We start from the raw sequence: 25,624 nt of genomic DNA, 5'->3' as shown, positions 1-25,624 counted from the left end.
AGAATCTTCCGCGTTAAATTGAATTAGAGAGAACATCCCGATGGGAAGAAGTTTTGAAGTGCGCAAAGCCTCAATGGCAAAAACTGCTGGCGCAAAAATTAAAGTTTATTCCAAATACGGTAAAGAAATTTACATGTGCGCGAAAAATGGTGGTTCAGACCCAGACATGAACTTGTCGTTAAAACACCTGATCGCAAAAGCTAAAAAGGATCAAGTTCCTGCGCACGTTATCGACAAAGCGATCGATAAAGCGAACGGCGGCGGTGGTGAAGACTACGCACCAGCACGTTACGAAGGTTTTGGCCCTGGCGGTACGAGCGTGATCGTTGACTGTCTAACAGACAACGGTAACCGTACATTCCAAGATGTTCGCCAATGTTTTGTTAAAACAGGGGCTAAAATTGGTGTTGAAGGCTCTGTTTCTCACATGTTCGATCACCAAGCGGTGTTCCAGTTTAAGGGCGACGATGACGAAATCATTCTAGAAACCCTAATGATGGAAGATGTAGACGTCACTGATGTTGAGTTAGAAGACGGTGTGATCACGGTATTTGCGCCTCACACTGAATTCTTCAAGACCAAAACAGCGCTTAATGCGGCATTCCCTGATCTGACGTTAGACGTTGAAGAAATCACTTTCGTGCCTCAAACGCACACGCCAGTTTCAGGTGAAGATGCGGAGAAGTTCCAAAAGTTCTTGGATATGCTTGACGACTGTGATGATGTTCAGCAGGTTTACCACAACGCTGAGCTGTAAGAGCGTAAACAGTTAAACGAAAAACCGAGCTTGGCTCGGTTTTTTTATGCCTGCGAAACCGGGTTTGTACCGGCTAACCAACTGGATAGTTTGCGTATTTGCGGCAGAACCGTGAGATTTAAGGTCAATGCAACTGGCCATGCGAGAACAAAACTGTCGCGCCAGATTGCCGGCCACTCACTACTAAAGCCGAGACGATACCCCGAAATCAGCCCCGACATAAACAGCGCCATAGTGAAGGATGACAGCAGGGCAGTAATCCAAAATTGTTTGCGACTCATGGTTTTTCCTTAGCGGTTGTTGTTTGGTTGAGAAATAGGATATAACCATTCAATAGTGAGAAATATAGGCAGGTTTAGAAGCATGAGTTCCATATTTGGAAATATTGATGATCTCTATTTGTTCTGTTCGGTGGTCGAACAGGGATCGCTACTCGCGGCATCGAAAAAACTGCAACTGCCCGTTTCGACCATGTCGCGCCGCTTATCTGCTCTTGAGCAACGTCTAGGCAGTCGTTTGTTAGAAAAGAGGGGTAGGGAGCTAGTGGCCACCCAAAGTGGCCTAGAAGCCTTTGAGCAGCTAAAGAGTGGTATGGAATCAATAGAAGTTGGCTTTGGTCAAATGCTCAGTGACACTCAAGCTGTGTCTGGGAAAATCAAGCTGGCCATTCCGCATAACTTTTACCGCGCGTTTGTCGGCGAAGTGGTTGAGCAGTTTCTGGCTGATTTCCCACACGTTTCGCTCGATCTGGTGCTTAGCCAAGAGCAAGCCGTGCCACAAACAGACAGAGACTTGCTGATGACGTTCGATTTGGCTGATTTGGATGAGATGATCGCGCGGCCCTTGTTCAAAGCCCATCAAGGGTTCTTTGCCTGCCCGGAATACTTGGAACGCGTGGGCGAAATTGCTGACCTTACCGCGCTGAGCAAGCTAGATTGGGTGAGCGTCGACCACGCGCTCGATATTTCTGTCTTTGAGCAAGAGCAGTTGATCGATGTAATCAGCGTTAAACCCAAATTGATCGTTAATGACATCATGGCAGTATGTGGTGCGGTAGAGAAAGGTCTTGGAGTTGCCGCTCTGCCATTTCGTCATGTTCACCCGCATATGAACCTTGTACGCGTGTTACCGCAATATCAGCGTGGGGTTAGGCAAGCCTATCTGGTTTATAAACAGCGCCGTTATCAACCCAAAGCGTTGAGCCTGCTTATTGAACGTCTACTGATTGGTGTTGAAAAGATGCAAAACCCAAGGCACTTTACACTGTAAAGCAGTTGGACTTAGCGCGAATTAGAGGAATAAAAATGGACAAAGTGGTTATTGTTACCGGAGCTGGTCGGGGGATTGGCGCCGCCACTGCGAAACGCCTAGCTGACCTAGGATATGCGGTTTGTGTCAATTATCGCGCCAACCAGGCCACTGCGCAGCAGGTGGTCTCTGACATCTTGGCATCGGGTGGGCGAGCTTTTGCGTATCAGGCGGATGTCTCAAACCAACAGCAGGTCGAAGCGATGTTTTCGGCCACCCGAGATAAGTACGGCACAGTGACACACCTAGTCAACAATGCGGGCATACTATTTAGGCAGTCTAAACTAGTCGATATTGATGCTGAGCGTTTTCAACGTGTGCTGAACGCCAACGTGATCAGTTGCTTTTTGTGTTGCCAAGCTTTTATTAAACAGCTCAATGCACCGGGAGCGATAGTGAATGTTTCCTCGGCGGCTTCAAGAACCGGAGCACCTTTTGAGTATGTCGACTACGCCGCATCAAAAGGGGCGATGGACTCATTGACTAAGGGGCTTTCTCTTGAACTTGCCGAACACGGCATTCGCGTTAATGCCGTTCGGCCTGGGTGTATTTACACCGATATGCACGCCGACGGTGGAGAGCCAGATAGGGTCGACAGGCTCGCCGCGCAACTTCCATTGAAACGAGGGGGGACCCCTGAAGAAGTGGCGAGTGCGATTGCGTGGTTGCTTGGTGATGAAGCTTCGTATGTTACCGGATCGTTTATCGACCTTGCAGGCGGACGCTAACCGTTGCAGACCACTATAAATCAACCGGCAGATGACCTGTTTTCACTAGAATCACTGTCGGTTGGTCGACGTAGGGAAGATGCTCACTCATGTGTGGACTGCGTATCCAACTGCCTACTGGATAGCGCCCGTGCTCGTCGGCAAATTCACCAGACAGGACAAGTATCTCCTCGCCACCAAAGTGACGATGCGGCTGGAATTTCTCTCCTGCCGGCCATTTAACCAATGCCACATGCTCATGTTCAAATTCATGCAGAGGCATAACCTCTAATCCGCCTATGCCGGGTAACCAGCTTTGCTTGTGAGTATCGACTCTCACCGTCGCTAAATCGCGCGAATCAAACTGATTGAGCTTGACTAGAATATCGCAGCCGTGACGGCTGAAAGGTGCGTGGTGGCTGCCTGGTGGATTGCGCAAGTAGGTCCCCGCTGGGTAGTCGCCATGCTCATCTGAAAACACGCCTGCCAATACGAAGATCTCCTCACCCATAGGGTGAAGGTGCGTTTGAAACTGAGAGCCAGCTTCATAACGAACAATGCTAGTGGTGTGTCCTGATTCTGCCGCTTCTCGCTCGAGTGGCTTTCGCCATACTCCTTTTGACGGGCTGGCGACCCATTCCATCTCTGCGGTGTTGACGACGACTCGCTGAGACAAGTTCATATTGAGCATCGAGACTCTCCCAAGTGATGTGTTGCTATGTCATACGATGTTAGTGGCAAAAGATAGCACATCGGAGGCGAAGTGATCGTGTGCCCAGGCGTGACTATGGTTGATAACAGTGTGATTGGCACAGGCGGTGTGGTGACCAAAGATATCCCAGCCAATGTTGTGGCGGCAGGTAACCCGTGCCGGGTGATCAAAAGCCTCACACCTGGCTAAAGTACTGTAGTTTAGCTTTTGGCGAGCGTGCTTAAGTCTGTCCGCTCGGTTTGTCCATTGAGCTGGCTAAAAATCTGGGCACGCTGCTGGCCGAGGTCAATTGCTAACTCCACTTGGTCGTTTTTATGCTGCCAAGCGAGGTTCAGCGTTTGACCGCTACCAGCGAGTTGAAAGTCCCCATCAAAGGCAGGCTGAGTGTTGCGAAGTTGAATTAGTGCCATCAAACCTCGTACAACGGGCCGTTGCAACTGAGTAGTTAGCGTTTTTGGGTCGAGATAGGGGCGATTGATATCGCGTCCAACTTGGGTCTTCTGCAGCAGCGCCATGTCATTGTCCATCGCCAATAAGCCCGCATAGTAAACTTGAGGCACGCCAGGGCTAAAGAACTGTATCGCTCGCGCTATCAGATAGTGAAAATCGTTTTTGCCCAAGGCTTCATAGTAACTGCAGTTCACTTGGTATAAGTCGAGGTTGTTTGCCGCAGCCCCGGTAGCGAGGCGGCTTTGCCCCTCACTATTGGCGTGAATGGTTTCAACAATATTGTCGATTTGCGCGGCATTGAGTAGTCCGGGTTTATCCCCTTCGGGACCCGCATCAACAATGCCGATGCCATCGTGTGTATCTAATACGGTGAGACAGTTGCGCGGCGCTATGTTCAACCAATGAATGAGAGGCCCCATATCGTTGGTTGAGAGAGCATGCAGTACCAAAGGTGGCAAAGCAAAGTCATACACGCGGTGAACCCGTTTCGCGACCTCTATCTGAGTTTGGTAGTGACTATGGATCTCAGCAACCGTCTCCATGCCCAGCTCGTTAGCGCGATGGGAGAGCTTGTCAATAAAATCAAAGGTGTCATCGAGCATAAAACAACGGGTGTTGGGCCGCTTGATTGCGTAACCGGCCGCATCTAGTCGAATGATTTTAATCCCGCTGTTGGCAAACAGTTGTAGGATTTGCTCGAGGTAATGCTTCCCTTGCGGGTGCTCGACATTGATGTCTATCTGATTGTCGGTAAAGGTGGTCCAAAATGGTACCTGTTGGCCCGATTTTAGCGTTTTTCGACTAAAGCAAGCAGTGGGTCGAGGTCGATAGATGGTGTTCGCTTGTTCGTCAGTAATGCCTGCCGGAAAGATGTCCTGCTGTTTCAAAAACAGCGGCCAGTAGGGCGATAACTCGCCTTTCTCCAGTACATCCAAAAACTGTGGAGATTGAGCCGACGCATGGTTAACAATCAGATCCGCCATGATGTCACAGTGCTCACTCAACTGTTTCACGTCTGCCCAGCCTCCCAAACGCGGATCAACTTGTTGATGATCGATGGGATCAAAGCCTGCATCACTGCCATCTATCGGATAAAAGAAGGGCAAAAGGTGAACCCCCGCAAACAAGTCTTTCAGTTCGGTGGTAAGCAGTGCGGTTAAAGCGGGTAGATCTGCCCCAGTTAAGCGGTCGACGTAAGCTATCAATTGAACTTTGTTTTGCATGATTGACCCCTTTTCGCTCAAAGTAAATGCACCGTAGACACACAAACACTGGGCGACGGTTGGAATTAGAGATGCTTAAGCGATATCCCGTCTTGATTGAATAAATGGATTTTCTCCACCTCGGCTTTAAGGTGGATCTGTTCTCCGCGATGGAAGTCTAAGATCCCGGGTAATTTCGCCACAATGGCTTCGTCATGACTTTCGGCATTGATGTGGAGTAGCGTGACCTCACCCAGTGATTCAACAAACAGTACAGTGCCAGAGATCAACGCGTCACTTGGCTCTGCGACCAGGTAGTCTTCGGGACGCACGCCCAATTGCAGCGGTTGATCGCTAAGTTCGGGAGGGGCCGCAATTGGAACCTCGATAGTCAACCCGCTTTCCGCTTTGATTTGGCAGCGTTCTCCCGCTTCTATAAGGGTCGCAGGGCTAAGGTTCATCGCCGGAGAACCAATAAACTGCGCGACGAAGACATTGGCTGGGTTGGTGTAAAGTTCGAGTGGGGTGCCGACTTGCTCGATTTTTCCCGCAGACAACACCACAATTCGGTCGGCAAGCGTCATCGCTTCGACTTGGTCGTGGGTGACATAAATCATGGTGGTTTGTTCGAGTTGCTCTTTGAGGTTGGCTATTTCAATCCGTGTTTGCACCCGCAACGCGGCATCAAGGTTAGACAGTGGCTCATCAAACAGAAACACCTTAGGCTGGCGAACAATGGCGCGACCGATTGCGACCCGTTGCCTTTGGCCACCAGAGAGGGCTTTGGGTAAGCGGTCGAGATAGGGTTCGAGTTGCAGCATTCTGGCCGCTTCCATCACCCGCTCATGAATGGCTTGTTTTGACTCTTTGGCAATTCGCATCGCAAACGCCATATTGTCGTAGACCGTCATATGCGGATAGAGAGCGTAGGTTTGAAACACCATCGCAATACCACGCATCGCCGCGGGTAAGTCATTAACGCGCGCCTGTTCAATAAACAAATCGCCAGAAGTGATTTCTTCTAGACCGGCAATCATGCGCAGCAGCGTCGATTTTCCACAACCTGAAGGGCCGACGAAGACAACAAACTCGCCCTGTTTAATCTGCAAGTCAATACCATGGAGAACTTGGGTATCACCGTATGATTTGGTGACCTTGGTTAACGCTAATCCTGTCATTTCACTATTCTCATCATTTGCTAATGGCTTATTTAACCGAGCCAGAAAGAAGCCCACGCACTAAATAACGTTGCAGGGTAAAGAACACCGCTAAGGGGACGGCGATAGAGACAAAGGCTGACGCGGTGAGGATTTCCCAGTTACCACCACGAGAGCCTAGCAGCTCACGTAAGCGAGCCGTCAAGACCATGTGCTCTTCCCCTGTCCCGAGAAATACGGTTGCAACCAACAGGTCATTCCATACCCATAAAAACTGGAAAATGCCAAAGGAGGCGAGGGCAGGAAACGATAACGGCAACACAATACGCATAAAAATTTCGAAGTCGGTGGCGCCGTCGACTTTGGCCGATTCAATGATTTCACGCGGTAGGCTCGAGATGTAATTGCGCAGTAGATAGATGGCCAATGGCAAGCCAAAACCCGTGTGAGCGAGCCAAATGCCGAGATAGGTCTTGGCGCCGACACCGAAAAATGCCCCGATATCGTTGTACAGCCTCAACAGTGGAATCAAAGACATTTGTAGCGGCACCACCAAAAGGCCAACGACTAACGCAATCAACAGATTTCGGCCGGGCATTCGCATCCACGACAAGGCATAAGCCGCGTAGGCAGCAATAAGAATTGGGATCACGGTAGCAGGAATGGTGACCGTCAGCGAGTTGATAAAAGAGCGGCCTATTCCCTCTGCGGTGAGCACCTCTTGATAGTTTGCTAAGCCAAACTTTGGCGGAACCACCGCGGTATAGAAGATGCGCTTACCACGCGAACCCTTGAACGGGTCGGGTGAGGTTATACGGTATTGACCGTCTTCGGTAACGGTGAGTGTCGCACCGCCGCGCATCTGCGCGACTTCTCCGGGGACGTATTGGGTGGGCTCACGCGAAGAGAAACCAAAAGCACTGATGGCGCTTGGCTGACCATCGACCAATAACTGTCCGGTAAGCAGATACTCATCACCCTGTTGGATTTGTTGATCTGGATGTTCTGTTCTCTGCATAAGGTTTTGTTGTGACGCCGTGAGCGCCGTCCACCAGCCCGACAAAGCGAGTTGATCTTTATCGCGAAACGAGGAGATAAACAACCCGGCGGTGGGGAGCGTCCATAATACTACGATCACAAATACGGAGAAGTGCACCAATAAGGTTAGTGGTGAGCGTCTGAGCTTGCTTAGGCCAAACTGAGCTTGGTTGGCAATGGCTGAATCTGACATTAGCGGTCCTCCATTTGCGCGCTCGCTTGGCGCATGTTCCACACCATCACCGGAATCACAGCAACCATAATGATCACCGCGATGGCAGCGCCGCGACCAAAGTCACCGCCGCCGCGGAACATCCAGTCGAACATCATGTTGGCCAACACTTGGGTACTCCATTGACCATTGGTCATCGCAAGCACGATATCGAACACCTTCAGAACCAAAATGGTAATCGTGGTCCACACTACGGCAATGGTTCCCCAGATTTGCGGGATAAGGATTTTGAAGAAGATCTGTACGCCACTGGCACCATCTAGGACCGCCGCTTCGACGGTTTCTTCTGGAATGCCGCGCAGCGCAGCCGATAGGATCACCATGGCGAAGCCGGTCTGGATCCAGATTAAGATCACCATGAGAAAAAAATTATTCCAAAATGGCAGAGTGATCCAAGCTTGGGCGGTACCGCCAAACGCTTCGACTATCGCATTGAGGATCCCGATTTGCTCCGATCCTGGCGCCCGATAGTCGTAGACAAATTTCCAAATGATCGAGGCGCCGATAAAGGAAATCGCCATCGGCATAAATATCAAGCTCTTCGCGATATTGCCCCAACTCACTTTATCGGTCAGGGCGGCGATCACTAGGCCAAAGAAGGTCGAGGCAGCAGGCACCACCAGCAGCCAAAGTAAGTTATTAAACAGCGACTCACGAAACTCTGGGTCGTTGAAGAGCCACGCGTAATTGGCAAGCCCGACAAACTGGTCACCGTTACGGTCATGCAGTGACAACACCACAGATTCAAACACCGGGTAGACTAAATAGAGGCCTAAAAAAGTCAGTGCGGGGCCGAGAAACAGCCAGGGCCGAATGGAGGCGGCGCGGCGCAAATTGCGAGCCATCACCTGATTAGAGACGTTTTTGGTCGGGAAAATCAGTGTCAGCAACCAATTACTACCCAAAAAGTAGACCACGCAACTTGCGACGCCTAATACCATGATAAATAGAGAAGAGTAGAGCTGTTCCATTGCGATCTCACTTATACCATTCGACATTATCCCGAGGTAAAAAAGCCGACAGCGTGGCTATCTATCGGCTTTTAACACTCTGCTGGGTTATTTCAATGCATCCCAAGTGGCCTGAACATCGTTGGCGACATCTTGGGCAGATTTACCACCGCTATAATCAACCATACCCGTCCAGAAAGCGCCCGCGCCAATTTTACCTGGCATTAGGTCTGAGCCGTCGAAGCGGAATGTTGTGGCTTGCAGCAATATCTCCCCCTGTTTTCTCAGGGTTTCATTGCCATAGGCGTCGACGTTTGCCCCTTTATGCGGCGTTAAGAAGCCAGATTGTGCCATCCAAATTTCATGGGCGATGGGAGACTGTAGGAAGTCCATAAACGCTCGAGCGGCTGGGGAATCTTTGGTAATACTCCACATGGTGCCAGCGCCGAGCACAGGCTTACCTAACTGTTTGGATTCGTAAGCAGGGAAGTAGAAAAAGTCGACATCCGTGCCGAGTTGTGTGCCTTCGGGGAAAAAGCTCGGGATAAAGGAGGCTTGGCGGTGCATATAGCACTTCACTGGTGAGGTGAATAGCCCTTTAGGCGAATCACGGAAGTCGGTCGCGGCCACTGCGCGCGCGCCGCCGTCAACAAAGGCATCGTTTGTGACAAACCAACCAAACTCTTCAATAGCGTTGACAACTTTGGCGTCGTTAAACTTAAGCTCATTGGTGACCCACTTATCATAGTCGGCAGGAGATTGAGTTCGCAACATCATATCCTCGACCCAGTCCGTTGCTGGCCAACCGGTTGCACCGCCAGAACCCAAGCCCACACACCAAGGGGTTTCGCCATCTTCGACGATTTGTTCGGTGAGTGCTTTCAACTCTTCCATGGTTTGTGGAACGTCATAGCCCGCGTCTTCAAAGTTTTCTGGCACGTACCACACCAAGGATTTAAGGTCGACTTTGTAGAAGAATCCGTACAGGGCATCTTTACCATCTTTGCCCGGAAACGTCCCTAGGTCGACCCAAGAGGAACCCGCCGCATAGTTAGCGTTGATCCACTCTGCGGTTTTGGGTTCGAGCGGAGTTAAGAAGCCTTTGGAGGCAAGATCGGCAGCAAGGCCTGGTTGAGGGAAAATCGCAATGTTTGGCGCACTACCCGCTTGAACATCAATCGCAATCTGTTGTTCGAAAGAGTCTGAGCCAGAGTAATTAACGGTGGCGCCAGTCGCTTGCTCAAAGTAGGCGATGACGCTCTCAACCAGCTCTTTATCTTCGGTCAACCAAGGGCCAAAAATGGTCACCGTTTGACCTTTGAGATCTTGGCTTTTGAGCGCTTCATAGCTCTGCCAGTTAAAGCGAGCGTCTTCACCGGGAGCGTATTTTAAGTCAGCAGCGATGGTTGGCATAGCGAGCGCTGCGACAGCAATCGAACTAGCAAGTAGAGTGGTTTTCATTGGTTAGACTCCGTGTTCTGATACCTGTTTATTGACGTTTCTTAATATCAAACCGAATCTTATTTACCTTGTGATAATTGTGGCCTGTTAAGGTAATGTCTTAATCGATTAAGTTATCACTAGTCAAAGTAGAAGTTGTGGCCAGGTTTGCTCGTTTTGTGGGCAATTATTGGGCTTTTGATCAAGTTTTCCTGAACTTTGCTGTACAAAAGTTGACCTAGCTCAAGCTTACCAATGTGTTCTACTTGTGAGAGTGCTGATTTTTACTTAATCGTTTTAGACTTTGACAAGATATAAGCTATCTTTGCCTAAAGATTTGACGTTTGGACGCGGCCCATCATGGAAAACAAAAAGCCCACACTTAAAACCGTAGCTGAATATCTCGGGGTTTCAACCGCGACGGTTTCCAATGCGTTTAATCGGCCGAATCAGCTATCCAAAGCATTGCGTGAAAGGATTCTTTCTGAGTGTGAGCATCTTGGCTATAGCGGGCCGAGTATCACCGCTCGCAGTTTACGCACCGGAAAAACTGGGGTCATTGGGCTATTACTGGCAGACAATTTGGCGTTTAACTTTACCGATCCGGTTGCGACTGAGTTTCTTACCGGAATTTCTCAACTGCTCGACCAAGAGCATGTCAACATGCTGTTGCTGCCGTCCAACACTGAGAATTACCAAAACACCCAGGTAGAAACGATCCCCGATAGCTTTATTGTTTACGGTAAACCTATGGATGCCAACGTCATGAACCTGATTACGCGTCAACGTAAACCTTTGGTTACGGTGGACTTCTGTTGGCCTGACATCCCATCAATAAACGTTGACAACGAGCAAGCTTGTTACGATATCGCTTGTCATGCCATTGCTAGCCCAGATGACCATATTCTGATCCTGGGTTTGCGATTGGAGTCGAGTAACGCACTCGCGTTGGCCAATTTAGACAATCTCTACACTGAGGAAGAGTCGGTGTCGAGGTGCCGCTTTGAAGGCTACAAACGGGCGATTCATGACAAAGGAGCGAGGCTGGAGGTGGAAAACGTGTGGCAAATTCATGAGCTGGAAAAGCCCGTGCTAAAAACCATGTTGCGTGGGGCGCTAACTTCGCCGCAGCGCGCCGATGTCTTGCTGTGCATGAGTGACAAAATTGCGCTTGCCGCCCTAGAAGTGACTCAAGAGCTCGGTCTGCAAGTTCCGCAACAGATTCGTATTGTTGGCTTTGACGATATTCCGGCTGCCGAGCAGGCCGGTTTAACCACCGTCAGGCAGCCGATCATGCACAAAGGGCAGCTTGCCGCCCAAATGGCGATGGGGCACATCCCCTATCAGAACATGCAACTCGATACCGAGTTGATGATTCGACAGACCAGTTAGAGGTTGTACACACGTTTAAGGAGTAACAATCATGAGCACGCAGCAATTAGCAAGACGCTGGTGGCACAATGCCGTTGTCTACCAGATCTACCCGCGCAGTTTCAATGATGCGAATGGCGACGGAATAGGCGATATTCCCGGCATCATTGAGAAACTGGACTACATTGCAGCACTGGGTGCAAATGTGATTTGGTTAAGTCCGGTGTATCAATCTCCGATGGATGACAACGGTTACGACATCTCGGATTATCAGCAAATCGCCCCCGAATTTGGCACCATGGCCGATATGGATAGGCTGATCGCTGAGGCGGGCGAGCGGGGCATTAAAATCGTAATGGATCTGGTGGTGAACCATACCTCTGACGAGCACGCTTGGTTTAAAGCCTCTCGTAGCGCTAAAGATCACCCCAAACGCGATTGGTATATTTGGAAAGATCCCAAGCCAGACGGCAGTGAACCGAATAACTGGGAGTCGTTTTTTAAGCCCAAAGCGTGGACTTTCGACCAAACAACAGGACAGTACTATCTGCACTTGTTTAGCCATCGGCAGCCGGACTTAAACTGGGCCAACCCAGAAGTGCGTGAAGCAGTGTATGAGATGATGCACTTTTGGTTAAAGAAAGGGTTAGGCGGTTTTCGCATGGATGTGATTAATATGATTGGTAAGCCAGCCGACTTTCCCGACGCCACCATTTTTGACCAAGGCGTTGCCGGTTGGGAACATTGGGCGAACAATTTGCTGGTCCACCAATATTTGCGCGAAATGCATGAGAAAGTACTCAAGCATTACGACGTTTTAACGGTAGGAGAAACGCCGTTTACTACCACACTGGATGGGCGCTATTACTCGCACCCTGCGCGCAATGAGATCAGTATGATTTTCCAGTTCGAGCATGTGAGTATTGATCGCGAAGAACACAACGCGGTGAAAAAACCGTTCGACTTGGTCCAGTACAAAGAGATCATGACTCGTTGGCAAGAAGACCTATACCAGAAAGGTTGGAACAGTCTTTACTGGAGTAACCATGATCAACCTAGAACCGTATCACGCTACGGATGCGACTCGCCTCAGTATCGTGTGGTGAGCGCTAAGATGCTCGGTACTGTGCTGCATATGATGAGTGGTACGCCGTATATTTATCAGGGTGAAGAGATAGGCATGACCAACAAGCATTTTCACTCAATTGGTGAGTTCAATGACTTGATGGCCAAATTCCATTACCAAAAAATGCGCGATCGCGGGGTTAGCGATGCCGACGCATTGGCCTTCCTCAATGACTTTTCCCGGGACCATGCACGCGTACCTATGCAGTGGAACGAACAAGACAACGCTGGCTTTACCACGGGGTCCCCATGGCTGCCTGTCAATGATAATTACTCCGATATCAACGCTGAACAAGCGGTGAGCGATGAAGACTCAATCTATCATTACTACCGCCGTTTGATTGCCTTGCGCCAAGGGGGGGAGTATGGCGATGTAATTGTCTATGGCGCGCATCAACTGCTTGATCCAGAGGACAGCGAGGTGTACGCGTATACCCGTTGTTATCAAGGTAAAACATTGCTCATCATCGCCAATTTTACTGGTGAGTCAGTGGAGAGAAGCTACCGAGCGCAGGTGAAGCAGACGGTAATCAACAATTATGCTGATAGTGTCGAGAGTGTCGCCAAGCTCACGTTGCAACCCTATCAAGCGTTGGTGGTTGAGGTTGCATCAGGTTAACCTTACTGAATGTGCCACGGCGGCAACCGTGGCACGTTTACAGTGTAAACAGAGCGCACATTTTATCCGTTGGGGCTGAGTTGCGCGGCTTTTCGAGTTCGTATCGTCGCAAGCAGTTGCGGCAACAGCGACATCACTATCATCCCCGCCATTAAGCTGTACTGGTAGAGGGTAAACGACTCTCCCATTAATAGCAGCCCCGAAACGATCCCCGCAATCGGGTTGGCTATCCCGCCAAAGGTAAAGTCGACCACAGACATACGTTGCAGTAACCACACGTATAGGCCATAGCCTAGAGCGGTATTGAGGACAATGACCCAAACCAATCCCAATATATTGCGCAGCGATATCTCACTCGCGAGCGTCAGATAAGGTGTCGGCTCGATAGCAGCTTGTAACGCGGCGGCGGCGGCGAGTATCGCGCCGCCTAAAATGAGCTGCCATGTCAATATTGTCCACCAATGAATACGCCCACCCAAGGATTTGGTGAGGGTACTGCCAACGACAATACATGAGATAGCGCCCACCATGGCGGCCAAGCCCAATGGATTTAAGCTGATAGAGCTGGGGTCGAACAGTTGCCAAGCCAAAGCGATCAGCATGGTCCCGCTGATCGCTTGCACTGTGCTAGGGCGCTGTTTGCTAAATAACCAATGGAATAACATGGCAAACACCGGAACAGACACCATACCGACACCGGAAATCGCAGAGGGTAGCGTCAGCGCCATCACGAAGATCAAACCGAAAAACGCCGCGATATTGATCAATCCAAGGCGAAGTAAAATCGGCCAGTCGCTTTGGCGTGGAAGACTGGTTTTAACCGCAAAAAGCAGCAGTCCGGCTGGTAGTGCCCGCAAGGCTCCGAGCAACAGGGGGGGCCAATCTGGTACGGTGAACTGAGTCACGGCGTAGGTTGTTCCCCAGAAAAAGGCGGGGATCATCGCGAGTAGTATGTTCATGTTAATTATCTTTATGTGAAGATATTTCCTCGAAATATACGACTGACATTGCTGCTTGTAAAGTATCTTTATATTAAGATAACGAGTCTAAAGACAAGATCTGTGGAGATTCTGGATGGATGCGATTGATCGCGTGGTTAACCAATGGGCAGAACAAAAACCGCAATTGGATACGGTGCCGATGGCGATTATGGGGCGTATGCTGCGCGTCGCTAAGTACTTAGAAATAGAAGTGGCCAAACTGCATAAGCAGCATGATCTCAAACTGGGCGAGTTTGATGTTTTGGCGACGCTGCGCCGAAGTGGTCACCCTTATCGCTTAACCCCTTCTGAGTTAATGGGTTCCATGCTGTTGACCTCTGGTGCAATGACCAATCGACTCGATAAACTGGAGTCAAAAGGCTTGATTGTACGTTGCCACAGTACGGCAGACCGCCGCAGCGTTACCGTTGAACTCACTTCGACAGGTTTTGCCTTGATTGACGACTTAATCGAGCAGCATGCGGCGCTACAAATCCGCCTATTGGATGGATTAACCGATCAGCAGAAAACGAAACTTAATCAAGCGCTTAAAGAGTGTTTGGCGCTATACGAATAGCCGGTTCCCTACCACGAAGCGAGTGCCCTTTTATGCAGTTAAACAGCCTTATCGCACGGCAGATTGTCGAGCGGGCGACAAAAATTATTCAGTACCCAGTCAATGTTATGGACGAGAACGGCCAAATCATCGGCTCCAGTGACGCGTCACGGCTGCACAAGACCCATGAGGGCGCGTTGCTGGCTATCCATGACAATCGCACGGTAGAAATTACGCCGAGTGTTGCGAGGACCTTGAGTGGAGTCAAAGAGGGGATCAACTTGCCCATCTTATATCTCGATTCGGTCATTGGTGTGGTGGGGATCTCGGGTCAGCCCGATCAAGTGAGACGTTACGGCGAGCTGGTTAAGATGACGGCAGAGCTGATTGTTGAGCAGGCAGCGTTGATGGCGCAAATTCAGTGGAACAAGCGCCACCGTGAAGAGCTGTTATTGCAATTGATTCAAGGAACGACGTTGAATGATAATCAGCTGCTCACTATCGCCGATAAGCTCGGACTCGATTTAGCGCAACCTCGAATCGCGGCGGCGGTCAAAGTGATCCCCAAGCCGGGCGAACCGTTGACCCTTGAGCAACTGCAAACACTGGTACACCTGTTGGAATACCCTGAGCGTGACAATATTGTCGGGATTGTTTCGGTATCGATGAATGAGATAGTGGTATTAAAACCGGTGACCTTATTTGAGGGGGCATGGAGCAAAAGCGAAGAGAAAAAACGCGCCAAACGTCTGCTTAACCGAATTACTCAAGAGACTGATTTTTCGGTCAAAATAGCGATGGGGGAGTATTTCCCTGGGCTAGCGGGCTTGGCCCGTTCATACGAAACCGCCAAAGCGACCTTGGCGTGCAACAGTGACAGTAAGGCCGCTATTCTTTTCTATCAGCAGCATAAGTTATCGGTGCTTATCAGTGATTTAAAACAGGATGATTGGCGCCGTGAGCAGTTAACCCACCCACTGGACGTACTGCACCAGCACGACGTAAAGGGTGTGCTACTAAAGACACTCAAGGTATTTTTTGCGCAAGATTGCGATCTGGCTCAAACCTGTGCTGCCCTCCATATTCACCGCAATACCTTGCGTTATCGTCTTGATAAAGTTGAACAAGTAACTGGCTTAACTATCAATAAGTTAGACCACAAAGTGCAGCTCTATCTTGCCATTAAATGTGTATAGAAAATGGGCTAAAATTGTGCATGTGCACAAAATACCCCTGCTTTTCTTAAGGATGTTTGTTGGTTTGCATAAAGCATTTCCGCGGTTCGAATTTTACTCTGCGCTCAGTTTGGAACACTAAGTGGAAATAGAAACAATGATAGAAGTCTCTACTCTCGGTGCGTTGACGGCGCTTGTGGTCGCGATTGCTCTGATTTTGAAAAAAGTGCCACCCGCTTACGGCATGATCATCGGCGCCCTGATCGGTGGTGTGGTCGGCGGAGTGTCGTTAAGCGACACCGTTGCATTAATGATTGGTGGTGCGCAGGGCATAGTCACTGCGGTACTGCGTATTCTGGCGGCCGGTGTGTTAGCGGGTGTGCTAATTGAATCCGGTGCTGCCACCTCAATTGCAGAAACTATAGTCAAAAAGGTGGGTGAAACACGCGCTTTGCTCGCCCTTGCTATTGCAACCATGATTTTGACGGCGGTGGGCGTTTTCGTCGACGTTGCTGTCATTACCGTTGCGCCAATCGCGCTGGCGATTGCCCGCCGCGCCGATATCTCTAAAACTGCCATCTTGCTCGCCATGGTTGGCGGGGGCAAAGCAGGTAATGTGATGTCACCGAACCCGAATGCCATTGCCGCTGCGGATGCCTTTGATGTCCCTCTTACTTCCGTGATGGCGGCGGGCGTCATTCCTGGTTTGTGTGGACTGCTGCTGGCTTACTTTATTGCCAAAAAATTGGTCAACAAAGGCTCGAAAGTCGACGCGAGTGAAGTGGTCGAAGTCGATCACTCTCGGTTGCCAGCCTTTAAAGCAGCAATTGTGGCCCCGCTGGTGGCGATTGCGCTGCTCTCTTTACGTCCTATCGCGGGCATCAACGTTGACCCTTTGATTGCGCTTCCTTTAGGTGGTTTGTTGGGTGCGGTGGTGATGGGGCGCTTTGCCGACACCAACCACTTTGCGGTATCGGGCCTTAGCCGTATGGCACCCGTCGCCGTGATGCTCTTGGGTACGGGGACTTTGGCGGGAATCATTGCCAACTCTGGCTTAAAAGATGGTCTTATCGACGTACTGACGGCTTCTGGCTTACCCTCGTTTGTCCTGGCGCCTGTCTCTGGTGCGATGATGGCGCTGGCGACCGCATCGACTACCGCGGGCACCGCAGTGGCAGCGAGTGTATTTAGCTCGACGATTCTTGAGCTCGGAGTTCCAGCGCTAGCGGGGGCTGCTATGATTCATTCTGGCGCGACCGTGCTTGACCATATGCCACACGGTAGCTTCTTTCACGCAACCGGTGGTGCGGTACATATGGACATCCGTGAACGACTCAAGCTTATTCCGTATGAGTCAGCGGTGGGTTTGATGATCGCGTTTGTGTCTACCATGATGTTTGGCGTATTTGGCCTGTTTGTTTAAGGATTTTTATGAAAATTATCATTGCCCCAGATTCATACAAAGAGAGCCTTACCGCGATGGAAGTCGCGACAGCGATCGAGAACGGTTTTAAGCAGGTGTTGCCAAGTGCAAGTTACATCAAGTTGCCGATGGCAGATGGTGGCGAAGGCACGGTGCAATCTTTGGTGGATGCGACCGGCGGACGTATCATTAACACCGCCGTTACCGGGCCTTTGGGCCTGCCAGTCGACGGGTTTTACGGACTGCTTGGTGATGGCTCTACGGCGGTTATTGAAATGGCCGCTGCATCAGGTTTGCATTTGGTCTCCCCCTCGCAACGCAACCCATTGTTGACCACCACTTACGGTACAGGAGAGCTGGTGAAAGCAGCGCTCGATGCAGGCGCGAAGCACATTATTGTTGGCATTGGCGGCAGCGCGACCAACGATGGTGGAATGGGCATGGCCCAAGCGCTAGGGGCGCGTTTTGTCGATAGTCAAGGCGTTGAACTGGGTTTTGGCGGCGGTGCACTGGCGAACCTTGCCACTATTGATCTGAGTGGGCTCGACCCACGTTTGCAGCACATTGAGCTGGAAGTCGCGTGTGATGTCGACAATCCCCTATGTGGTTCAGACGGCGCATCTCAAGTGTTTGGTCCGCAGAAAGGTGCGAGCGCCGAGATGGTGGCGCAGCTTGATGCCAATCTCGCTCATTATGCCCAGGTGATCTATCAAACCAACGGCAAGCAAGTGATCGATCAACCCGGTGCGGGAGCGGCGGGAGGACTCGGCGCGGCGTTAATGGGCTTGTTTGCGGCCACTCTTCGCCCCGGTATTCAGATCGTTATGGATGCGGTGAACTTCTCTCAAGTGGTCAAAGGCGCAGATCTGGTGATCACGGGCGAAGGGCGTATCGATAGTCAAACGATTCATGGTAAAACGCCAATTGGTGTCGCGCGCATGGCCAAACAGTACCAAGTGCCAGTGATCGGTATTGCTGGCAGCTTGGCAAAAGGTTGCTCGGTGGTTCACCAACATGGCCTTGACGCTGTCTATAGTGTGGTGCTGGGGGCGACGGATTTACCCACCGCGCTGCAAGAAGCGGCCTTTAACGTCGAGATGACGGCGCGCAATATTGCCGCAACGTTAACCATGCTGTCGAAAAAGTAACATCGATAGTGAAAAAAACGGCCGCTGATTAGCGGCCGTTTTTTTACATACTGAGTTTCACCGAAGGAAGCTTAGCAGCCGTAAGTGCGTTGGATATAAGCTTCAAACTGTTCACACAGCGCTTGATCGCCGTCCTGATTGGTGGCGATTTCATTACTGCCATCTACGACTTTAATCGACGCATTGAGTGGTGCCGCGTCTGTTCGTCTGCGCGTGGCAAGCTGGGCGATTTTCTGTTGCTGCAGCGCCCACGCTTGCTGAGGCGATAAGTTACACGCATCCGCGAGGTACTTGGCGTTAAACCCCTCGCCAGTGAGGCTGACGATGGTATCGTTGTGTGACACCTGATTGCCGCAATGCCAGTAGTGTTTGGCGAGCAGTGGGCCTATCTCTGGGTTGTCGGTCAGGTAGCCAAATTTATCTAAGAAGTAAGCGCGTGTTTGATATACCGCCATGTGTGCGAGCAGGTAGCCGTGGTATGCGCAGGCCGCTTCATCCGAAAGTAAATGCGGAATCGCAAGTAATGGGCGAGGACTGCACGCCAATCCTAGAATACGTTGCTCACAATCGCGGGCAAGCGCGGTAATCTTTTCGGCAGTGAGTTCGCTGTCACTCAGTTGGTACAGAGCGTGCTCAAAGTAAGGGACCACTAAGATGCTGCGCTCTTGGTAGGCTTGAAATGGCTGATTGCTATCGATCATCGCCTGGATGACTGCATCTGGCACAGGGTTGCCTGCGGCATCGAGAGCATACTGCTTGAGCCAATCTGCATCGTTAAGCAAGCTATCACAAAACATCGATTGCGTTTCTGCATAGGCCATGGACGTTGGAGCGAATTCTTGTGAAAAGCAAGGCGCGTTCATTTTGACATTAGCAAAGTGCGCAGCGTGTCCCCCTTCGTGGAACAGAGTATTGATCCCACTGTAGCCGCTGCCCACCTGATCCGGTTTGGCGTTGCTGGTGAAGTTGACTTTGGCGGCGACCCACTGACCTTGATCGTAGAACGAAGGCACAGGACCGTGGCAGAAGCCGTTCGGGTATTTGCCTTTTCTATCGAGCAGGTCAAGCGTCAGCTCGGCACCTGAGTAATCGATATTAAGACGACCGAAGGATTCAACCCAACGACGCAAAGACTGAGAAAACGGCACATAAGGGTCGAGCTCGCGCATCACATCGCCTGAGTACGCGTAGACAAAGTTGTGCCCTTTAAGTGCAGCTGCCCCTTTCTCTTTAGCCAAACTGTCCAAGCTTGCGCGGTTAGTGTCGCGAGTACGCTGCTCAAAGTCATCAAGAATTTCGAACAATTGCTGAGAACTCATTTTCTCTTTCTTGGTCACTGAGTACTCGAAGAAGTTGGGGAAGCCGAGTGCCTGGGCAAATTGGTTACGCCGCTTCACCAACTCGATAAAGCCATTGCCCAGTAGCCACTGCTCCAAATCAAGCAGTGCTTGGTGGGCAGACTGACGCGCATTTTCGTCGCTGTTTGCTCGAATCGTTGCCGCTAGAACAGGCAGCGAGCCTTCGCTGACTTGGCCATTTTCGTCGGTAAAGGTGAGCGGGTGTTTCTGTTTTTTCTCAAATAACTGAGCTTCAAAAGCGATCAACTCATTTTTAAGTTGCTGGGCTTGTTCCCCTTCGATAGCGTGCGATTGGAAGGTGGCTAGCCAGCCGGCAAGGCCAGTTTGGGTTAACTGTTTTTGCTCGGGGTCGGAAATGTGCTCTGCCGCATCTAGTTGCTGTTTGATCACACTAATTTGGTTCGCATCACTCAGAAAGTTGGTCCACTCGGTTTGTGCTTGAGTCGAGCCTTGATGATCATCACTGATACCCATGTAGGTTTGCCAAAAGAAGTCTTCTTTAGTGCGGTGGATGGCAAGGTAACGTTGATTGAGATCGTTGAGGAAGTCGGTGGCGTTCATTTGGATCCTTCAAATGGTTGCTTTATGTAGGGTGAAATTATGACACGCTTTGGCTGCTGATAGGAATCTGAGTGATTATCTGAGACGTCATCAGGCGTAAACAATCCACTACGACGCGTTTCATCGCCCATTCCAATAGAGGCCAAGAGTTTGAAGTGACTCGAATCAGAGTGTCGAGAGCCGCGCTTTACAACATAAATGTTGGAAAGCGGGCAAAAATCTAACAATTCAACCGATGGCGTGAGCCGATAAAGTCGACGAGGCCTGCTAGCTTTGTCAGTGCAATTCATGACCGCAGGTTAATTGTCGGTCCGTTGGCTAATAAAGGATGAAATAATGAAAATACACGCTTCGCTTTCTCTCATATCACTCGGTGTCGTGGCGGCATTGAGCTCATTGAATACCCACGCCCATGGTTGGGTGGAGTACCCCAATGCGCGCCAGAATATTTGTTACCAAGATGGCGGTTTTTGGACCGATGAAATCCCCAATGCGGCGTGCCAAGCGGCGTTTGACGAGTCTGGCGCTTACCCGTTTGTGCAACGTAGCGAAATTTCGGCCAATGTTGCCAACTATCGTGATTTGACCCACGTTCAAGCTGTGGTTCGGGATGGTGAGCTATGCTCGGCGGGCGATGCAGCGAAACGAGGTCTTAACGTGCCGTCCCCGCATTGGCAGCGCAGTGAGGTCGTGTTAGATGAAAACAACCAGATGGAACTTGTGTTTTACGCTAAAGCGCCACACAACCCCTCATACTGGGAGTTCTATTTGACTAAGCCCAGCTACGACCCTAGTCAGCCACTCACTTGGGGGGATCTTGAACTCATTGATAGTGCTGGTGACATTGCGGTTAACGACCAGAAGCGCTATCAGATGACGGTAACGTTTCCTGCTGAACGTACCGGAAACGCGATTCTTTACACGCGTTGGCAGCGTGTGGATGCGGCTGGAGAGGGCTTTTACAACTGTAGTGATATCACACTCAAAGGTCAGGGGACCCCGCCGCCGACCGACCCAACCGATCCCACCGACCCGGCCAATAACTTAACCTCACTTGGCTATTTTGTTCCACAAGGATTTGGTCCGGTTGAACAGGGCGACACGGTGCGCTTTAGAACCTTTGATGCCAGTGGCGCTGAGCAAGCGGATATCTCTTTGCCGATCAGTGCCAATAATCTTCAGTCTTGGGCGTTAGAGGTGGCTGATCAGTTTAATGCTCAGCAAAATGGGGATTGGTATGTCGGTATTTGGCACCCAGAGATGAAGCATTACATGTTCGATAGCGACAATATATACGCCAATCAGGTGCTGGCGCCGAATGACAGCTATAGTTACGCGCTATCGTTGCTTAAAGGTGACACTCCGCCTCCGACAGAACCAGACAACGTTTGGCAGTCAGAGGCGGTCTATCAAGCGGGGGATAGTGTTATCCACCAAGGACGTGAGTGGACTGCTCAGTGGTGGACTACGGGTGAAGAGCCAGGAACCACCGGTGAATGGGGCGTCTGGCGCTAAAGCGACTCGCACGGCCAAACATCTTGTTTGGCCGTGAGATCTTTTGCCCCTATCCAGCGTGGAGACTATTTTATCGCAGTGCAGAAGCTCACATCGGCGTGTTGGGTTTGAGGGTCAAAGCTGTGATAAAGCTCAAAGCAAGGCCTATCGTCACTTTCAATTCCCGACTCAATCACGTTGCTCATCAGGTCATCCCAAGCTTTGGCGTACTGAGTGACTTGGGTGATTTTTTGTCGCATCACGGCGTACTCACCGCCCGGGAAGTCTTGCAGTTCAATACCTTCGGGGGCTTGAGTATCCTCAGGCACCATCAAACAGATATCTGTACGACACTTGTCACTCGGGGTGATTTCAGGGTTATCGTGATAAATGAAAATGCAGGTGTTGCCCGCAAGCCCTTTCATGCCAGCCCATTGATACAAACGCCCGCTAGGCTCTTCATACCCTTCACCGTAAGGCCCGGTGACGCGAATGTAAGCGAGTTTCGACGCTGCAAATTGTTGTGTTTCCATGATCCTACTCCATATTGTTGATTCGCAGTCAGTATAGGCAGCGTCTGTGTCGAGATCGTTTCCAATCTTGCGCAAGGTGTGTCCTATCTTGCTATTTCGAGCCAGCAGAGAAAATTGCTGATAATTCTCACAATCACGAAAAGCACTGGGCGTGACACCAAAGTGCTGTTGAAACGCTTTAGCTAAACTCTGTGATGACGAAAAGCCAAATTCCAACGCGATGTTGATGATCGGCTGTTTGGTTTTGAACAGCTCGTCTGCTGCCGCTTCGAGGCGCAGTCTACGAATAAAGTCGGCTAATGTTTCTCCCTGAACGGCTTTGAACGTTCGGTGGAAGTGGTAAGGCGACAGATTCGCGAGGGCCGCGACAGCGGGTAAGTTTAATGGTTGGTTGTAGTTTTTTTCGAGGTAGCGAATAACGGGATTGAGCCGTTTTTGGTAGTCGACACGCATGGGATTACTCATGGTTCCATGAATTGCTATGAAGACTAATCGAATCGAGTATAGATTCAAACTTAACAGCAAAAAGTTGGGACAGTACGCACCGATTTATTGGCAAGGGATGAGGGTATCGAGAAAGCCGAGTGCTCAGTGGTGAGCGCTCGGCTTTCTATCTTGGTAGGCGGGCCACTTACACGTAGTAAGCTTCAACGGTGCCTTTGAGTTGGATCAGCATTGGATTGCCGTAGCGGTCTTTCGCTTTTGGTGAAGCAATTTTGATCCAGCCTTCACTCACACAGTACTCTTCTACGTCGTGACGTTCTTTGCCGTTGAAACGAATACCGATCTGGTGGTCAAAGCACTCTTTGACAAAGAAAGGGCTGCGAGCGTTGCCCGATAAGCGGTCAGGTAATGCGGGTTTAGTTGTGTCGTTCATGTTCGAGACCTTGAAGTCATTAAAAAAAGTGCGCCATTGTAGTCACAGCTTGGACTGCATTCAAGCGTAACCCAACATCTGCCTCGATAACATTTTTTCTTGCAATCGTCGCCAATTGCTTTAGTGTTATAGTTATGTACAACACTAAAGCGAAGGGAGGGTGAATATGACCGATTGGAATGAATCCCAACCGATATTTCGTCAGCTTGCCGATCGCATCATTGAACAAATACTGCAAGGTATTTGGTCTGAAGGGCAGGCGTTGCCTTCGGTGCGTACCGTCGCGGCCGATCTAAAAATCAATCATCTTACTGTGATGAAAGGCTATCAGTTGTTGGTGGATGAAGCCTTGATTGAGAAGCGTCGTGGTCAAGGGATGTTTGTCACAGTCGGGGCGCTGAATCGACTGAGAATGAAGCAAAAACAGCGCTTTATTGAGCAGCAAATCCCAGAGATTGCAACCAAATTACAGCAGCTAGAAATTTCATTGGATGAGTTTATTATCCAGTTAAAACAGCACGTTAAGGGTGAAGTATGAGCGTATTAATTGAGGCAAATCAGGTCTCTAAGCATTATTCTGGACGCGCAAAACAGCAAACAGAAGCGCTACAAAGCATCAGTTTTGAGTTAAAGGCTGGTCAAGTGTTAGGGCTGCTTGGCCACAACGGGGCAGGCAAATCAACGCTGATCAAGAGTTTACTTGGTGCACACCCGTACCAAGGTGAGATTAAGGTGTTAGGCCTTGAGCCTATCGCTGATCGCGCGCAAGTGATGCAGCATTTATCGTATATTTCTGACGTGAATGTGTTGCCCGAGTGGATGACGGTTCAGCAACTACTGCGCTATACCTCAGGTGTTCACCCAAGCTTTGACTTAGCAAAAGCCAAGTCGGTTCTGGCGCAAACCGATATTAAACTGAGCAGTAAGATCAAATCATTATCGAAAGGGATGAAGGTCCAACTCCATCTTGCTGTGGTGATTTCCACTGATACTCAAGTGTTGATACTCGACGAGCCGACCTTGGGGCTCGATTTAGTGTACCGCGATACCTTTTATCGCCACTTATTAGAGTGGTTTCATGATGGGGAACGGGCATTGATCATCGCCAGCCATGAAGTGTCTGAAATAGAGCACTTGTTGACCGATGTGTTGATTTTGAAACATGGTCAAGCGGTGTTGCAGTCACCGATGGAGAGCCTGGCGCAACAATATGTGATTGTTGAAACGCGTAGCGACAAAGAGAGCGACTTGGCCTCGCTAAAACCGCTTTCGAGAGAGTCTGGTCTGGGTACGACGCGTTGGCTACTTGAAGCGCAGCAGGCTGAGCAGCTCGATGACGTCGAAAGAATTTACAATGTAAAACTTGCGGATCTGTTTTTAGCCCTACAAAAGGAGGCGGCGTGATGAATGCCAATCTATTTATGCTTGAAAAAGAGTGGTTGGAGCATAAGTTAATCACTCGCATTCCGCTGGTATTGTTAGTGTGCGGTGTGGTGCTTTTGATCAGCATTTTGATGAACTCGACGATTCAGAGCAACGTGACGTATGAGTTAACTTATGATTCAGACCTTGGTATGTCGGGTTATGAGTTAGGCCAGCAACTGAGTGAGATGGTGCTGGGCTTTAGCGGCTTACTCTCTATTTTGTTGACTAGCCTCTATTTCCCTAAAACACTGCGCAAAGAGCGCCAAGAGGGCAGCGTGATGTTCTGGCGCAGTATGCCAGTGACAGATATCAACATTCACTTGGTTAAGTTAGTGTTTGGTCTGTTTGTGACGCCGGTGATCTGCTCGATGCTGGTGGTCAGTGCCGATTTACTTATGTGGCTGATTAATGTCGTCATGGCAGAGCAGTTTCCGCTGTTTTTTACCGGTGAATCGCTAGGGTATGTTGTGACGCATTGGTTGGAATTCATTGGCCGAATGTGGCTGGTCGGCATAGCGTTGGCTCCGATGGCGGCGATCGCGATGGCGGTATCACATAAGGTAAATTCACCGTTACTGGTGATGCTGGTTGGTTTTTTTGTCATTAAGCTGGTCGCAGACAGTTTGCTGGCCACTTCTATGGTGGGGGATTTCCTTAGCGCCGTGACGGTGCTACCGCTGGATATTTTGGCCTCCGATAACCCATTCACTGCGTTGAGCCGAATGGGGACGGTGTCGCTGTTGGTGTACGGGTTATTCGGTGTGTTAGGGTTGCTCGCGAGCTTAAGATTTAGCCGTTCGGTAGATTGAGCCCGCCGATAAAAAAGGTAGCAAATGTGCTACCTTTTTTATTTGAATCAAGATATTAGGCTTTTTTAAGATCTTTGGCAGGGTAGGTAAGTGCCATACCCTCAACGGTAACGCGAATGTAGAAACCACCGCTGCTTAAGCCAGTGACGACCATTTTACCGAGATCTACCCCTTTGGTTGCGACAACAACATCATCAATTGCGAACATGGTTACACC

At 50.2% G+C, this 25,624-nt stretch carries 25 protein-coding genes and 1 pseudogene; 14 read left to right on the top strand and 12 right to left on the bottom strand.

Going from position 1 to position 25,624, the window contains the following annotated elements:
• The first annotated feature begins 40 nt into the window (after positions 1–40).
• A complete protein-coding gene (locus FCU94_RS17145) occupies positions 41–757 on the top strand; it encodes a YebC/PmpR family DNA-binding transcriptional regulator (protein WP_176289687.1) in 717 nt (238 codons plus the stop codon).
• Positions 758–801: 44 nt separating this feature from the next.
• On the opposite strand, the gene FCU94_RS17140 is transcribed toward FCU94_RS17145, so the two are convergent.
• The gene (locus FCU94_RS17140; protein ID WP_176289686.1) at positions 802–1,038 is read right to left on the bottom strand and encodes a DUF2798 domain-containing protein; all 237 of its coding nucleotides are present in this window, start codon (positions 1,036–1,038) and stop codon (positions 802–804) included.
• An 82-nt stretch (positions 1,039–1,120) separates the two neighbouring features.
• On the opposite strand from FCU94_RS17140, the gene FCU94_RS17135 reads away from it, so the two are divergent.
• Together FCU94_RS17135 and FCU94_RS17130 are read left to right on the top strand one after the other, a co-directional pair.
• On the top strand, positions 1,121–2,026 hold the full coding sequence (locus FCU94_RS17135; protein WP_176289685.1) for a LysR family transcriptional regulator: 906 nt from the start codon (positions 1,121–1,123) through the stop codon (positions 2,024–2,026).
• A 35-nt stretch (positions 2,027–2,061) separates the two neighbouring features.
• Positions 2,062–2,793 carry a glucose 1-dehydrogenase gene (locus FCU94_RS17130; protein ID WP_176289684.1) on the top strand — a complete coding sequence of 244 codons (732 nt, stop codon included), beginning with the start codon at positions 2,062–2,064 and terminating at the stop codon, positions 2,791–2,793.
• A 13-nt stretch (positions 2,794–2,806) separates the two neighbouring features.
• Here FCU94_RS17130 and FCU94_RS17125 read toward each other — a convergent pair whose 3' ends face one another.
• Positions 2,807–3,463: a cupin domain-containing protein gene (locus FCU94_RS17125; protein WP_176289683.1), complete on the bottom strand. Its 657-nt coding sequence runs from the start codon at positions 3,461–3,463 to the stop codon at positions 2,807–2,809.
• Between the two features lie 60 nt (positions 3,464–3,523).
• On the opposite strand from FCU94_RS17125, the pseudogene FCU94_RS17120 reads away from it, so the two are divergent.
• Positions 3,524–3,673: pseudogene (locus FCU94_RS17120) on the top strand (sugar O-acetyltransferase); the annotation flags it as partial.
• Positions 3,674–3,684: 11 nt separating this feature from the next.
• Here the strand turns inward: FCU94_RS17120 and gtfA are convergent.
• The 5 genes from gtfA to FCU94_RS17095 form a co-directional block, all read right to left on the bottom strand.
• Positions 3,685–5,157 (bottom strand): sucrose phosphorylase, encoded by a 1,473-nt coding sequence (gtfA, locus tag FCU94_RS17115; RefSeq protein WP_176289682.1) that lies wholly within the window; start codon positions 5,155–5,157, stop codon positions 3,685–3,687.
• A gap of 65 nt (positions 5,158–5,222) precedes the next feature.
• Positions 5,223–6,314 carry an ABC transporter ATP-binding protein gene (locus FCU94_RS17110; protein WP_176289681.1) on the bottom strand — a complete coding sequence of 364 codons (1,092 nt, stop codon included), beginning with the start codon at positions 6,312–6,314 and terminating at the stop codon, positions 5,223–5,225.
• Between the two features lie 28 nt (positions 6,315–6,342).
• Positions 6,343–7,524 carry a carbohydrate ABC transporter permease gene (locus FCU94_RS17105; RefSeq protein WP_176289680.1) on the bottom strand — a complete coding sequence of 394 codons (1,182 nt, stop codon included), beginning with the start codon at positions 7,522–7,524 and terminating at the stop codon, positions 6,343–6,345.
• Positions 7,524–8,534 carry a carbohydrate ABC transporter permease gene (locus FCU94_RS17100; protein ID WP_176289679.1) on the bottom strand — a complete coding sequence of 337 codons (1,011 nt, stop codon included), beginning with the start codon at positions 8,532–8,534 and terminating at the stop codon, positions 7,524–7,526. The genes FCU94_RS17105 and FCU94_RS17100 overlap by 1 nt, the downstream gene beginning before the upstream one ends.
• 87 nt (positions 8,535–8,621) lie before the next feature.
• Complete coding sequence (locus FCU94_RS17095; protein ID WP_176289678.1) at positions 8,622–9,974, bottom strand: ABC transporter substrate-binding protein; 1,353 nt, start codon at positions 9,972–9,974, stop codon at positions 8,622–8,624.
• A gap of 339 nt (positions 9,975–10,313) precedes the next feature.
• On the opposite strand from FCU94_RS17095, the gene FCU94_RS17090 reads away from it, so the two are divergent.
• Positions 10,314–11,345 (top strand): LacI family DNA-binding transcriptional regulator, encoded by a 1,032-nt coding sequence (locus FCU94_RS17090; protein WP_176289677.1) that lies wholly within the window; start codon positions 10,314–10,316, stop codon positions 11,343–11,345.
• Between the two features lie 31 nt (positions 11,346–11,376).
• A complete protein-coding gene (locus FCU94_RS17085) occupies positions 11,377–13,068 on the top strand; it encodes a glycoside hydrolase family 13 protein (RefSeq protein WP_176289676.1) in 1,692 nt (563 codons plus the stop codon).
• A gap of 62 nt (positions 13,069–13,130) precedes the next feature.
• On the opposite strand, the gene FCU94_RS17080 is transcribed toward FCU94_RS17085, so the two are convergent.
• Positions 13,131–14,027, bottom strand: a complete 897-nt coding sequence (locus tag FCU94_RS17080; RefSeq protein WP_176289675.1) for a DMT family transporter — start codon at positions 14,025–14,027, stop codon at positions 13,131–13,133.
• Positions 14,028–14,142: 115 nt separating this feature from the next.
• Here FCU94_RS17080 and FCU94_RS17075 point away from each other — a divergent pair, with 115 nt between their 5' ends.
• The 4 genes from FCU94_RS17075 to FCU94_RS17060 all read left to right on the top strand — a co-directional run bounded on the left by FCU94_RS17075 (position 14,143) and on the right by FCU94_RS17060 (position 18,350).
• Positions 14,143–14,625 carry a MarR family winged helix-turn-helix transcriptional regulator gene (locus tag FCU94_RS17075; RefSeq protein ID WP_176289674.1) on the top strand — a complete coding sequence of 161 codons (483 nt, stop codon included), beginning with the start codon at positions 14,143–14,145 and terminating at the stop codon, positions 14,623–14,625.
• A 32-nt stretch (positions 14,626–14,657) separates the two neighbouring features.
• Positions 14,658–15,800, top strand: coding sequence for a sugar diacid recognition domain-containing protein (locus tag FCU94_RS17070; protein WP_176289673.1), 1,143 nt, complete (start codon positions 14,658–14,660; stop codon positions 15,798–15,800).
• 136 nt (positions 15,801–15,936) lie between these two features.
• Positions 15,937–17,202, top strand: coding sequence for a GntP family permease (locus FCU94_RS17065; RefSeq protein ID WP_176290074.1), 1,266 nt, complete (start codon positions 15,937–15,939; stop codon positions 17,200–17,202).
• 8 nt (positions 17,203–17,210) lie between these two features.
• The gene (locus FCU94_RS17060; RefSeq protein ID WP_176289672.1) at positions 17,211–18,350 is read left to right on the top strand and encodes a glycerate kinase; all 1,140 of its coding nucleotides are present in this window, start codon (positions 17,211–17,213) and stop codon (positions 18,348–18,350) included.
• Positions 18,351–18,421: 71 nt separating this feature from the next.
• Here the strand turns inward: FCU94_RS17060 and FCU94_RS17055 are convergent, their stop codons facing one another.
• Positions 18,422–20,269 carry a M3 family metallopeptidase gene (locus FCU94_RS17055; RefSeq protein WP_176289671.1) on the bottom strand — a complete coding sequence of 616 codons (1,848 nt, stop codon included), beginning with the start codon at positions 20,267–20,269 and terminating at the stop codon, positions 18,422–18,424.
• 336 nt (positions 20,270–20,605) lie between these two features.
• On the opposite strand from FCU94_RS17055, the gene FCU94_RS17050 reads away from it, so the two are divergent.
• Positions 20,606–21,784: a lytic polysaccharide monooxygenase gene (locus tag FCU94_RS17050; RefSeq protein WP_176289670.1), complete on the top strand. Its 1,179-nt coding sequence runs from the start codon at positions 20,606–20,608 to the stop codon at positions 21,782–21,784.
• A gap of 65 nt (positions 21,785–21,849) precedes the next feature.
• On the opposite strand, the gene FCU94_RS17045 is transcribed toward FCU94_RS17050, so the two are convergent.
• Together FCU94_RS17045 and FCU94_RS17040 are read right to left on the bottom strand one after the other, a co-directional pair.
• Positions 21,850–22,749: an AraC family transcriptional regulator gene (locus tag FCU94_RS17045; protein WP_176290073.1), complete on the bottom strand. Its 900-nt coding sequence runs from the start codon at positions 22,747–22,749 to the stop codon at positions 21,850–21,852.
• 178 nt (positions 22,750–22,927) lie between these two features.
• The gene (locus FCU94_RS17040) at positions 22,928–23,173 is read right to left on the bottom strand and encodes a DUF3297 family protein (RefSeq protein ID WP_176289669.1); all 246 of its coding nucleotides are present in this window, start codon (positions 23,171–23,173) and stop codon (positions 22,928–22,930) included.
• Positions 23,174–23,339: 166 nt separating this feature from the next.
• Here FCU94_RS17040 and FCU94_RS17035 point away from each other — a divergent pair, with 166 nt between their 5' ends.
• The 3 genes from FCU94_RS17035 to FCU94_RS17025 are packed head-to-tail and all read left to right on the top strand — an operon-like array spanning position 23,340 to position 25,407.
• Entirely contained in the window at positions 23,340–23,711 is a 372-nt protein-coding gene (locus FCU94_RS17035; protein ID WP_176289668.1) for a GntR family transcriptional regulator, read from the top strand.
• The gene (locus FCU94_RS17030) at positions 23,708–24,577 is read left to right on the top strand and encodes an ABC transporter ATP-binding protein (protein ID WP_176289667.1); all 870 of its coding nucleotides are present in this window, start codon (positions 23,708–23,710) and stop codon (positions 24,575–24,577) included. Before FCU94_RS17035 ends, FCU94_RS17030 begins: the two co-directional genes overlap by 4 nt.
• Positions 24,577–25,407, top strand: a complete 831-nt coding sequence (locus FCU94_RS17025; RefSeq protein WP_176289666.1) for a hypothetical protein — start codon at positions 24,577–24,579, stop codon at positions 25,405–25,407. Before FCU94_RS17030 ends, FCU94_RS17025 begins: the two co-directional genes overlap by 1 nt.
• Positions 25,408–25,462: 55 nt before the next feature.
• Here the strand turns inward: FCU94_RS17025 and FCU94_RS17020 are convergent, their stop codons facing one another.
• Positions 25,463–25,615, bottom strand: coding sequence for a hypothetical protein (locus FCU94_RS17020; RefSeq protein ID WP_176289665.1), 153 nt, complete (start codon positions 25,613–25,615; stop codon positions 25,463–25,465).
• Positions 25,616–25,624: the final 9 nt, after the last annotated feature.

The sequence above is a fragment of the Vibrio sp. JPW-9-11-11 genome (assembly GCF_013369335.1).
Classification (GTDB): domain Bacteria; phylum Pseudomonadota; class Gammaproteobacteria; order Enterobacterales; family Vibrionaceae; genus Vibrio.
This window is presented reverse-complemented; position numbering and strand designations above follow the sequence as displayed.

Bases quoted from the DNA above. Each gene is read 5' to 3' on its own strand.
- FCU94_RS17080 (WP_176289675.1), bottom strand. From the start codon at position 14,027: ATGAACATACTACTCGCGATGATCCCCGCCTTTTTCTGGGGAACAACC.
- FCU94_RS17105 (WP_176289680.1), bottom strand. From the start codon at position 7,524: ATGTCAGATTCAGCCATTGCCAACCAAGCTCAGTTTGGCCTAAGCAAG.
- FCU94_RS17100 (WP_176289679.1), bottom strand. From the start codon at position 8,534: ATGGAACAGCTCTACTCTTCTCTATTTATCATGGTATTAGGCGTCGCA.
- FCU94_RS17130 (WP_176289684.1), top strand. From the start codon at position 2,062: ATGGACAAAGTGGTTATTGTTACCGGAGCTGGTCGGGGGATTGGCGCC.
- FCU94_RS17030 (WP_176289667.1), top strand. From the start codon at position 23,708: ATGAGCGTATTAATTGAGGCAAATCAGGTCTCTAAGCATTATTCTGGA.
- FCU94_RS17050 (WP_176289670.1), top strand. From the start codon at position 20,606: ATGAAAATACACGCTTCGCTTTCTCTCATATCACTCGGTGTCGTGGCG.
- FCU94_RS17025 (WP_176289666.1), top strand. From the start codon at position 24,577: ATGAATGCCAATCTATTTATGCTTGAAAAAGAGTGGTTGGAGCATAAG.
- FCU94_RS17055 (WP_176289671.1), bottom strand. From the start codon at position 20,269: ATGAACGCCACCGACTTCCTCAACGATCTCAATCAACGTTACCTTGCC.
- FCU94_RS17145 (WP_176289687.1), top strand. From the start codon at position 41: ATGGGAAGAAGTTTTGAAGTGCGCAAAGCCTCAATGGCAAAAACTGCT.
- FCU94_RS17060 (WP_176289672.1), top strand. From the start codon at position 17,211: ATGAAAATTATCATTGCCCCAGATTCATACAAAGAGAGCCTTACCGCG.
- FCU94_RS17095 (WP_176289678.1), bottom strand. From the start codon at position 9,974: ATGAAAACCACTCTACTTGCTAGTTCGATTGCTGTCGCAGCGCTCGCT.
- FCU94_RS17075 (WP_176289674.1), top strand. From the start codon at position 14,143: ATGGATGCGATTGATCGCGTGGTTAACCAATGGGCAGAACAAAAACCG.
- FCU94_RS17035 (WP_176289668.1), top strand. From the start codon at position 23,340: ATGACCGATTGGAATGAATCCCAACCGATATTTCGTCAGCTTGCCGAT.
- FCU94_RS17140 (WP_176289686.1), bottom strand. From the start codon at position 1,038: ATGAGTCGCAAACAATTTTGGATTACTGCCCTGCTGTCATCCTTCACT.
- FCU94_RS17090 (WP_176289677.1), top strand. From the start codon at position 10,314: ATGGAAAACAAAAAGCCCACACTTAAAACCGTAGCTGAATATCTCGGG.
- FCU94_RS17110 (WP_176289681.1), bottom strand. From the start codon at position 6,314: ATGACAGGATTAGCGTTAACCAAGGTCACCAAATCATACGGTGATACC.
- FCU94_RS17085 (WP_176289676.1), top strand. From the start codon at position 11,377: ATGAGCACGCAGCAATTAGCAAGACGCTGGTGGCACAATGCCGTTGTC.
- FCU94_RS17125 (WP_176289683.1), bottom strand. From the start codon at position 3,463: ATGCTCAATATGAACTTGTCTCAGCGAGTCGTCGTCAACACCGCAGAG.
- FCU94_RS17065 (WP_176290074.1), top strand. From the start codon at position 15,937: ATGATAGAAGTCTCTACTCTCGGTGCGTTGACGGCGCTTGTGGTCGCG.
- FCU94_RS17020 (WP_176289665.1), bottom strand. From the start codon at position 25,615: ATGTTCGCAATTGATGATGTTGTTGTCGCAACCAAAGGGGTAGATCTC.
- FCU94_RS17070 (WP_176289673.1), top strand. From the start codon at position 14,658: ATGCAGTTAAACAGCCTTATCGCACGGCAGATTGTCGAGCGGGCGACA.
- gtfA (WP_176289682.1), bottom strand. From the start codon at position 5,157: ATGCAAAACAAAGTTCAATTGATAGCTTACGTCGACCGCTTAACTGGG.
- FCU94_RS17135 (WP_176289685.1), top strand. From the start codon at position 1,121: ATGAGTTCCATATTTGGAAATATTGATGATCTCTATTTGTTCTGTTCG.
- FCU94_RS17040 (WP_176289669.1), bottom strand. From the start codon at position 23,173: ATGAACGACACAACTAAACCCGCATTACCTGACCGCTTATCGGGCAAC.
- FCU94_RS17045 (WP_176290073.1), bottom strand. From the start codon at position 22,749: ATGCGTGTCGACTACCAAAAACGGCTCAATCCCGTTATTCGCTACCTC.